Source organism: Rickettsia endosymbiont of Ixodes scapularis, assembly GCF_000160735.1.
Classification (GTDB): domain Bacteria; phylum Pseudomonadota; class Alphaproteobacteria; order Rickettsiales; family Rickettsiaceae; genus Rickettsia; species Rickettsia tamurae.
This window is the reverse complement of record NZ_CM000770.1, coordinates 1-7914: the sequence shown is the minus strand read 5'-3', so window position 1 is coordinate 7914 and position 7914 is coordinate 1. Positions and strand designations below refer to the sequence as shown.

Below are 7914 nucleotides of genomic sequence, written 5' to 3'. Positions count from 1 at the left end.
CGCGAGTTTCGTATTAATAGAGGAACTGAATAGCTGATAGTAACTGGGTTACGAGGATATTAGTAATATTGTTTTTGTTATAAAATGTACTTAAAACTGCATAAATTTTTAGTAAATTGTCTTTTTTGACTATAACTATTAAATTGTAAAACTTGTCACACCTCTTACAAACCTTGAAAGGATAAGCATTATAGCATATTCATTAACCATAATTTAGGCATCTTAATACGAAACTCGCGTTAATAATGCAACAGGCATGGAAGAAAAAATAAGGTTGCAGATAAAATAGGAGGAAGTATAGTTAAAAACGCTAAAACGGCCTTGGAAAATAAAACCGATAAAAGAGTAATCTCAACAGAGAATTATTTAACACATAAACTTACAAAGTAAAAAATTTTGTTATAGTGAAATGTATTGAATTAGATGATATTTATAAGAAATATTTTATTTTTTTAAGGATATAGCGAATATCGCTAATGCCAACCCATTTACGATATGAGATATGTTATTTAAAAATTAAAAGATGAAATAGAAATGTCACCTAATTCAATGCATTCACTATATAGACCGTGAAGCCAAGGATTGCATTGGTTTTGTGAAAAATACTCTCACTTTTGACAGAGGTTCCGACACACCGAAATAGCAAAACGCTATTTCGGTTATGATTCTATATAGAACTTCCACAAAGTCAATTAAACTTTACTTCAGGTGGCAATGACATTAATATTGCTTCGACATTTCCATCGGTCATTAAGCCGAATTTAGTACCGCGGTCATATAGCAAATTAAATTCTACATATCTACCTCGCCTTATAAGTTGGTATTCTTTCTGCTCAGTTGTCCAAGGTAAAAATAACTTACTTCTAACGATTTCGGGATATACCGACAACAAAGCCTTACCTACATCCTGTGTAAAGGCAAAATCCTGTTCAAAATTACCGCTATTTAAGTAATCATAGAATATTCCGCCTACTCCTCTCGGCTCTTTTCGATGCTTTAGATAAAAATATTCGTCACATTGCTTTTTGAATTTAGGATAATAGCTAGAATCATACTTATCGCACGCTTCTTTAAAAGCTGCATGAAACTTTGCAGTTTCGTTTTCTTCCGGATAAAAAGGTGTTAAGTCGCCACCGCCGCCAAACCAACTTTTAGAAGTTTCTATATAACGAGTATTGAAATGCATAGCAGGGATTAACGGTGATTTAAGATGTGCGACTAATGAAATGCCTGTTGCAAAGAATTTCCCGTCTAGTTCTGCTCCTGGAATTTCGCTACGGAATTCGGGAGAAAATTCACCGAATACGGTAGATATATTAACCCCGACTTTTTCAAATACTTCTCCTTTCATAAGAGACATAACACCGCCACCGCCGCCGTTACGTTGCCAGCTTGTGCGTACAAACTTAGCCGGTTTTAAACCTTTTGTCTGTGCATATTCTTCTTCGATTTTTTCAAATTCTTTGCACAATAAATCACGTAAATCAGTAAACCAACTACTTGTTATTTCTCTATAGTAAACTGATCCCCACTTTGTGCTTTGTTGTTCGTCAGCTCGCCTATTAGTATATAGGCTTCGCTCCTCACGCCTGTCACAAAATGGAGCTGAGTTTACTATATTTTCCATATTCATATTTAATTAATAATTCGTTTAATTACTTTTCTCATCATATACATAATCACTAAAAATACAGAAGCAATGATCATGATATAAAAAGCCGGAGCATAAAATAGGCCTGTATGCTCTACAAGCCAACGAGAAATAATAGGTGAAGTTCCACCGAATATCGCTATTGCAAAATTGTAGCTGAAAGCCACACCGGTAAATCTTTGTTCTGCCGTAAACAAGGATATAACGAATATATAAGCCGTACCTGCTATACTTCCTGCGAGCATACCAAGCATTGTAAGAGCTATAATTTGTTGCCACATCTCTTTTGCTGACATAAGTAACATGGTCGGTAAAATCAATATCAAGATAGCAATACCAACAAGCATTGCCATTTTAAATTTTCCGATAATATCGGCAGTACCGCCGGCAAGCGGCATCGCTATCATTGCAATAAACGAACTGTACGCTAAATATGATAAAGCAATAGTATTACTAAGATGCATTACATTATAATAGAAAACATTTATATATGTTTTTACTAAATACATAACGCTGCTAGCGATAGTACCTATACACATAGTTAAAAACATCGATCTCCAAGCAGTTCTAATTACATTGGAAAAAGGTTCTTTAAGAACTTGTTTCTTTTTCTCAAGCATTTTAAAAATCGGTGTTTCCGATACACGCAACCGCAAGTAAAATCCGGCAAGACCCATAAATCCGCCAAGCAGAAAAGCAAAACGCCAAGCAAAATCTATATGAGAGAAATAGCGTTCGATTATAATACCGATAAATGTTGCGATTAACGTACCGGCAATATTTGAACCATGTACTAAACCTGCTGTAAAACCCGGTCTTAAATTTTGACGATGTTCAAGGATAAAAATAGCCGCTCCCGTTCCTTCACCGCTAATACATAAACCTTGAATAAGCCGCATTATAACTAGAGTTATAGGGGCATAAATCCCAATACTTGCATATGAGGGTATGAGACCCATAACAAAGGTCGGAATAGTCATACCTAGCATCGAGATTATTAAGGCAATACGTCTACCGTATCTATCACCGATATAACCAAATAATATGCCCCCTATCGGTCTTGTCAAAAAGCCAACCGCAAATACTCCAAGGCTTAGAAGAATTCTAATGAATTCTGATTCGCCTGGAAAAAAAACTTGTCCAATAATCAGCGAAAAAACTGAATATACCGTAAAATCATAATATTCGAGTACATTACCTGAAATAGCAGATAAAAAAATGAACTTAGACCTATTCATCGAGCTTTAAATAACTTAATTACTAATTAGTTATTATAGACAAGTTACATCATTTATAAAGTGTTAAATATGATTTATTATGAGTAGATCTTTAAACTAATTGAGATAAGAAAGTCTTAGCAGGAACAATTACAGGATAATTATAACTGAAGCAATCAATCTCTTTATATTCCATATTAAAACTACTTGAAAGGCAAAAGGGCAATTTAAAAGTTCTTGAAAATATTTTAAATTTGAGTTTAATTCTTGATTTGAAGAAGTTTTAGCTTCAACTAACATCCATGGTTTGTTATTTTTTGTTACTAAAAAATCTACTTCTTTCTTTTGTTTATCTCTAATAAAATATAATTCATATTCACCAAATCCTAAATCACTCCAAAAATGACAGAATTTTAATAAATGATTTGCAATAAAATTTTCATATCTTGCTCCTATATCTTCTATAAAGCGACCAGTCCCATAGATATATTTTTGGCTCTTTTATTAAACTTCTAGGAATATTATTTGACCATGGATAAATATGATAACTATAAAAAACGCGAGTTTCGTATTAAGATGCCTAAATTATGGTTAATGAATATGCTATAATGCTTATCCTTTCAAGGTTTGTAAAAGGTGTGACAAGTTTTACAATTTAATAGTTATAGTCAAAAAAGACAATTTACTAAAAATTTATGCAGTTTTAAGTACATTTTATAACAAAAACCTCACTACATGACAATTTTTCATTTTGCTATCTCCGTATGAACAAATATTGAGCACAAAAGCTACATCCAATGGGCTGATTGGTTAGAAATATTATAAAAGATAGTCACCAATGTATCTAATCCGACACGAAATATACTGTTTTGTCTATAACCATGTTTTTTTATAATTATTGGTTTATCTACAACTACAATCTCTCCAGTTTGATAGGCTAGACAAAAAGCAATAGACATTACTTGCATTAATGTGTCTAATCGTAAATCATCAGTAATATGAGTTGCTTCACAGTTAAAACCTGCTGATTTAAAAGCTTTGAACATTGTTTCTATTTGCCATCTTTGAGCATATATCTAAGCAGGGTTGTTAATATCATCATTGTGTATTAAGACTGCAAGCTCCCCATTTTTATTTCTCATTCCTGTGACGTTACAGAGCTCTCCTGTTTTACCAATTTTACGCTTATGTAAACTTACACAAGAGCCAAGAGCTAAAAAACGAAATAAATCTTGTATCTTTACCATTTTGCCTCTTGCGTTACTGATGTATTGACCATTTTCCTTTGTACGTAGAACATATGCTATTTGATTATCTTCTAAGCCAAGCAAGCCATTGTGTACCTATAAATTCTCTATCAGCCCTTAACGCTTCAATTCTGGCTTTATCAAATACTTCTAAAAAACACTCCATCAGATCAATACGATCAATATAATCAGAACTGCCAGATTTTTTATCACTTAAAAAACTCCAAAAAGGGGGATTGCTATCCCATGAAAACTCACAGCTAAGTATAAAATATTAATGTGTCGCTTACCAAATTTCCAATTCGTTCTATCTAAACATAACACCCATTTCGTTTGCTTTTCAAGGCTAGTCATCACGACTAACATTAAAGCTAATGCTCTCCATGATATTGAGATTTCAGATATAAATCTTTGCATCCTTCTATACCACGATGCTGATTTGATGCCAGACGGCATTGCATTACATAATAATGCCATGTTTACTGTCCTGCAGCTAAGCATTGATATTATAAATAATCCTAAACATTTTGCTCTTGATAAATTAAGTGCAATATGTTCTTGTAATAATTTGACTAAAGGAGCGGAGTGATCTGTCATATGTTAACCAAGGATTTTTGACTTTATCATCATAAATTATCAGTAAAAATCAACCTTTTAACCTTGCGTCTCTAAAAATTGTCATGTAGTAAGAACAAAAACAATATTACTAATATCCTCGTAACCCAGTTACTATCAGCTATTCAGTTCCTCTATTAATACGAAACTCGCGTTATTTAATAAGTTAGTCGTGTTTTCAATATTATCCTGATATTTTAAATCTTTCTTTATACCCTCAATATCTTGCTCGGTAAGATAATTTTCTTTTTTTAGCTCTTTCATTATATTGTCGTAGAATTTTGCTACTTCTTTATCGGTTACATTTTTAGTTGTTGCCTGCTTTGTAAAATCAACAATTAGTGATTCCAACTTTTCGCCTGTAGATTTGTCTTGTATACGCATTGATTTTGCAGGATCAGAAATTTGTACTTCTACTTATATCTGTCTTAACCTCAACTTCTTTTTCTTTCCATTTTCCTTCCAAATCTTTGTTCCATTGTTGTTCCTTGATTATTTCTTTTTTCAAGCCTATAGAAGTTTTAATTTGGTAATTATTTTCATATGCCCACTCTTTAGCATCTTTACCTTCAATTGTAATGTTATTATCTATTGCATAGAGTACCGAATTAGCGAAAGCCTCTGATGAACGAATATTAGAATTCCCCATGACGAATATTAAAATTCCCCATTTTTGAGTAAAAAATATTGTCTAAAGTATTACATTATTATCCTCCGATTTTATAGTTAATTTTTTGCCTTTCGCTGTAGCGATTCTATGACTTTCAGTATTTAGTTTAAGAATTGAAGAATGGTGAACCAATCTGCCAATAGCTGCTGACGTAGTCATTTTCATCTTTAAAAATAGTATTCCATTTTGCAAAAACTAAATTGCTAGTAATTAATACACTACTCATTTCATAACGTTCAGGTAATAAGGTAAATAAAACATCAGTTTCTTCACGATTATATGGTACATATGATATATCATCAATTATCAATATTTCAAAATAATCGAATTTTTTAATAATTTGCTTAAGTTTAAACTAAGTTTTGCTTCTAGTAATTGTTGAACCAAATTAGCTGCTGTTGTATATAATACACGCCTACCAGCAAGACACCACTCACGTGCTAAACCTATACTAAGATGACTTTTGCCAGTGCCAGGATTACCAAAAATAAGTATATTTCATAGCGATCCATAAATTCTCCTTGTGCAAGATATTGGATCTTAGTTGACGATAATCCTGGGATACTCTTAATATCAAAGTTGCTTAATAACTTATCTCGAGAGAGTTTTGCTTGCTTCAGCAATCTGGCAATACGTTGCTGATGTCTATGTTCTAACTCACGTATGGCTAACTCCTGTAGTAATCTATATATGTTTTCTTTTCTTGCTCAAAGCTTTCTGCAACTGATTTGTAGCATGATGCAAAAGTAGGTAAGCAAAGGTTCTTGAGTAAATTATTTAGCGGTTGCAGAGTTATTATCTGTTTACTCATGCGACCTCCATTGTTTTAAAGCAATGTAATTGATCATATTCAGACAGTATTGGTTGATTAATTTTTACTGAACAAACAGTTTTAGTCTGACTATTTAGTAAATCTGTAATATGATCAATTATTGGCTCAATCTTCTCTTCTAATAGCACTTCTAATGCAGCAACTACATTCAATTCTCCATACATTTTTGCTAATTGTAATATTTTAAGATATATTTTATGCCCTTTATATGGATATATAGATATAAGCTGGTCATATACCTGACGAAATATAGCACGTGGGAATAAAGCTTCATAATATTGATATTGGACAAATGCTCTAGGTTTACGTACTAAACTATCAATAATATGTCTATAATCAATAACATAGCCATTGCTGATTCTAGACATTTTTTGTAAACATTTGTTACCATAGTAAAGCTCTATTTCTTCAGAATAAATATAAGCTTTTAAAGTATAACCTATTAAGCGACTAGGCACAAATAAGCTACAGATAAAATACTAACTGTACTGCTTGGGTTAACACGTACTGATAATATTGTAGGTGCATTCCATTTCCTGATTGGTAACTCTTTTAAATAAACTAATTCTTCAGCTAATTTTTCTTTTCTACAGCTATTGCGCTTTTCTTTAATTTGTGTAAGGAATAATTCATAAGCTTTTAAATCAACAAAATTACGTGATCCACGTAATAGCAAATGTTGTTTCACTGCTTGCTTAAATGTATCATGACTTTTTTCAACAGAACCATTTTCATGACTAACACCGGGATTATTTCGCGATGGTGCAACATCGTAATAACCAAGCAATTCTTGCCATTTTTCTGTAAATTGTCTACTATTACCACATTGCTTGGTAGCTGCACTTAAATTATCTGTACGATGCTCTGGTAAAACTCCACCTAACTCCCATACAGCTTTTTCAAACCCTGATGCTAATGTATCAAAACTTTCACTATGGCATATGCTGAAAGTTTCCCAACATGAATAAGGCAACATAAAATGAAATAGTAAGTGAGGATATGGTTTCCCACCAATACAAATACCCAATTGATTCATATTGCTCCAATCAGACTGGCTTTGTTTGCCAGGAAGAATATTTTGTAAAAAGATTACTGGCTTATCCTTACCATGTTCAGCTCTCCATTGTTTCAACCTTTTCTGCAAACAGCATAATTGCTTTCCATTATAATTCCCATGATACTTTTCTGTCAAATATGCTAATATGGTAGTTGCTTGCAACTACCGGAGCTGATTCTAGCATTGATTCTATTTCATCCCAGTGCTTAACAAATGGATCCTTACGTGTCCTATATTTACGTATTGTTCGTAATTCGCTTGGATACTTATTAACACGTAAATACTTACGTGCCGTTTTTACACTCATACCTGCTTTTGCAGCAGAAATTATCTGATTATATTTTTTGATCTTTTGCATTAAAATACCCTACTTGTTTATTTGTACATGTCATCAGTAATTCTCGAATAATATATAAATCTTAAAAAAGAAATTTTTATTCGATTTTACTGTCCATAGTTACTTCTTTTTTATAGGTAATTTTAATGTTCGTTGAGGGTAATTCTAATATTCGTTAGTCAATGGTTGTTGATTAAAAAGCAATACTCTAAGTTATCTATACTAAAGTACCTTCTTCTTCATAGGAGACTCTGGTCATATCTACCACAGCATGATCATTATCAAGTA

At 32.5% G+C, this 7914-nt stretch carries 10 protein-coding genes and 2 pseudogenes; all 12 read right to left on the bottom strand.

Annotated features, from left to right (window positions below; translation table 11 throughout):
- Window positions 1–688: 688 nt before the first annotated feature.
- On the bottom strand, window positions 689–1633 hold the full coding sequence (gene hemF / locus REIS_RS00045; RefSeq protein WP_008579198.1) for an oxygen-dependent coproporphyrinogen oxidase: 945 nt from the start codon (window positions 1631–1633) through the stop codon (window positions 689–691).
- 2 nt (window positions 1634–1635) lie between these two features.
- A complete protein-coding gene (locus REIS_RS00040) occupies window positions 1636–2889 on the bottom strand; it encodes an MFS transporter (RefSeq protein WP_008579197.1) in 1254 nt (417 codons plus the stop codon).
- A 129-nt stretch (window positions 2890–3018) separates the two neighbouring features.
- The gene (locus REIS_RS16665) at window positions 3019–3324 is read right to left on the bottom strand and encodes a DUF4143 domain-containing protein (protein ID WP_371256179.1); all 306 of its coding nucleotides are present in this window, start codon (window positions 3322–3324) and stop codon (window positions 3019–3021) included.
- 332 nt (window positions 3325–3656) lie between these two features.
- A complete protein-coding gene (locus REIS_RS15210; RefSeq protein ID WP_008579195.1) occupies window positions 3657–3914 on the bottom strand; it encodes a hypothetical protein in 258 nt (85 codons plus the stop codon).
- A 30-nt stretch (window positions 3915–3944) separates the two neighbouring features.
- Complete coding sequence (locus REIS_RS15205) at window positions 3945–4115, bottom strand: hypothetical protein (RefSeq protein WP_241760905.1); 171 nt, start codon at window positions 4113–4115, stop codon at window positions 3945–3947.
- Window positions 4116–4328: 213 nt separating this feature from the next.
- The gene (locus REIS_RS10555; protein ID WP_008579192.1) at window positions 4329–4712 is read right to left on the bottom strand and encodes a hypothetical protein; all 384 of its coding nucleotides are present in this window, start codon (window positions 4710–4712) and stop codon (window positions 4329–4331) included.
- 156 nt (window positions 4713–4868) lie between these two features.
- Window positions 4869–5352, bottom strand: a pseudogene (locus REIS_RS11650) (hypothetical protein); the annotation flags it as partial.
- A gap of 69 nt (window positions 5353–5421) precedes the next feature.
- Window positions 5422–5559 (bottom strand): ATP-binding protein, encoded by a 138-nt coding sequence (locus REIS_RS15200; protein ID WP_160142956.1) that lies wholly within the window; start codon window positions 5557–5559, stop codon window positions 5422–5424.
- Window positions 5507–6032: pseudogene (locus REIS_RS16660) on the bottom strand (ATP-binding protein). The gene REIS_RS15200 and the pseudogene REIS_RS16660 overlap by 53 nt, the downstream one beginning before the upstream one ends.
- A 175-nt stretch (window positions 6033–6207) precedes the next feature.
- Window positions 6208–6690, bottom strand: a complete 483-nt coding sequence (locus REIS_RS10545; protein ID WP_008579188.1) for a hypothetical protein — start codon at window positions 6688–6690, stop codon at window positions 6208–6210.
- The gene (locus REIS_RS10540) at window positions 6675–7364 is read right to left on the bottom strand and encodes a DDE-type integrase/transposase/recombinase (protein WP_050755334.1); all 690 of its coding nucleotides are present in this window, start codon (window positions 7362–7364) and stop codon (window positions 6675–6677) included. The genes REIS_RS10545 and REIS_RS10540 overlap by 16 nt, the downstream gene beginning before the upstream one ends.
- Window positions 7365–7395: 31 nt before the next feature.
- Window positions 7396–7647, bottom strand: coding sequence for a hypothetical protein (locus tag REIS_RS10535; protein ID WP_008579186.1), 252 nt, complete (start codon window positions 7645–7647; stop codon window positions 7396–7398).
- Window positions 7648–7914: the final 267 nt, after the last annotated feature.